The organism is Pseudomonas sp. NPDC079367, assembly GCF_044542195.1.
In the GTDB taxonomy this organism is placed as follows: Bacteria; Pseudomonadota; Gammaproteobacteria; order Pseudomonadales; family Pseudomonadaceae; genus Aquipseudomonas.
Genome location: NZ_JBITTW010000062.1, coordinates 7,436 through 9,234 on the forward strand (window position 1 = coordinate 7,436; position 1,799 = coordinate 9,234).

1 protein-coding gene and 1 pseudogene are annotated in these 1,799 nt (G+C 61.0%); both read left to right on the forward strand.

All coding sequences use genetic code 11. From position 1 onward, the window contains the following. Positions 1–967: glutamine-hydrolyzing carbamoyl-phosphate synthase small subunit (gene carA, locus ACIGDJ_RS27320; RefSeq protein WP_397504679.1), on the forward strand; the 967-nt coding region annotated here is incomplete at its 5' end. A 124-nt stretch (positions 968–1,091) separates the two neighbouring features. Next, positions 1,092–1,799: pseudogene (carB, locus tag ACIGDJ_RS27325) on the forward strand (carbamoyl phosphate synthase large subunit); the annotation flags it as partial.

Below are 1,799 nucleotides of genomic sequence, written 5' to 3' on the forward strand. Positions count from 1 at the left end.
CCCGCACATCGGCAACACCGGTACCACGCCGGAAGATGCCGAGTCCGACCGCGTCTGGTCCGCTGGCCTGGTCATCCGTGACCTGCCGCTGGTAGCGAGCAACTGGCGTAACACAATGTCCTTGTCCGATTACCTGAAAGCCAACAATGTAGTGGCAATCGCCGGTATCGACACCCGTCGCCTGACCCGCATCCTGCGTGAAAAAGGCGCTCAGAACGGCTGCATCATGGCCGGCGACAACATCTCCGAAGAAGCGGCCATCGCCGCTGCGCAAGGCTTCCCGGGCCTGAAGGGCATGGATCTGGCGAAAGTCGTCAGCACCAAGACTCAGTACGAATGGCGCTCGACTGTCTGGGATCTGAAAACCGACAGCCACGCGACCATCGAAGCTTCCGAGCTGCCGTATCACGTGGTGGCCTTCGACTATGGCGTCAAGGTCAACATCCTGCGCATGCTGGTCGAGCGCGGCTGCCGCGTCACCGTAGTGCCTGCGCAGACTCCGGCTGCCGATGTCCTGGCGCTGAAGCCGGACGGCGTGTTCCTGTCCAACGGCCCTGGCGATCCGGAGCCATGCGACTACGCAATTCAGGCAATCAAGGAAGTGCTGGAAACCGAGACGCCGGTATTCGGCATCTGCCTCGGCCACCAGTTGCTGGCACTGGCCTCCGGCGCGAAGACCCTGAAAATGGGCCATGGCCACCACGGTGCCAACCACCCGGTGCAGGATCTGGACACTGGCGTTGTGATGATCACCAGCCAAAACCACGGTTTTGCGGTCGACGAAGCCACCCTGCCGGGCAACGTGCGCGCGATCCACAAATCGCTGTTCGACGGCACCCTGCAAGGCATCGAGCGCACCGACAAGAGCGCGTTCAGCTTCCAGGGCCACCCTGAAGCGAGCCCGGGCCCGAACGACGTCGCGCCACTGTTCGACCGCTTCATCAACGAGATGGCCAAGCGACGCTAAGCGTTCGCCTTGAGACTGTAGAGAGAAGCCCTCGAGGGCGGCCCCGGCACCGGTGGCCCCTTCGGGACTTCAGAGATCGATCAAGACGGCTTGCCGACTGACCTGCGGATTTGAGTGACAACCCATGCCAAAACGTACAGACATTAAAAGCATCCTGATTCTCGGCGCTGGCCCGATCGTTATCGGCCAGGCCTGCGAATTCGACTACTCCGGCGCCCAGGCCTGCAAAGCCCTGCGCGAAGAGGGTTACCGCGTCATCCTGGTGAACTCCAACCCGGCCACGATCATGACCGACCCGGACATGGCCGACGCCACTTACATCGAACCGATCAAATGGCAGACCGTGGCCAAGATCATCGAAAAAGAGCGTCCGGACGCCGTACTGCCAACCATGGGTGGCCAGACCGCTCTGAACTGCGCCCTGGACCTGGAGCGCGAAGGCGTTCTGGAGAAGTTCGGCGTAGAGATGATCGGTGCCAACGCCGACACCATCGACAAGGCTGAAGACCGTTCGCGTTTCGACAAGGCGATGAAATCCATCGGCCTGGCGTGCCCGCGCTCCGGTATTGCGCACAGCATGGAAGAAGCCAACGCCGTCCTCGAGACGCTGGGCTTCCCGTGCATCATCCGCCCGTCCTTCACCATGGGCGGCACCGGTGGCGGTATCGCGTACAACCGTGAAGAGTTCGAAGAAATCTGCGCCCGTGGTCTGGATCTGTCGCCGACCAAAGAGCTGCTGATCGACGAATCACTGATCGGCTGGAAAGAATATGAAATGGAAGTTGTCCGCGACATAAAGGACAACTGCATCATCGTCTGCTCGATCGAAAAG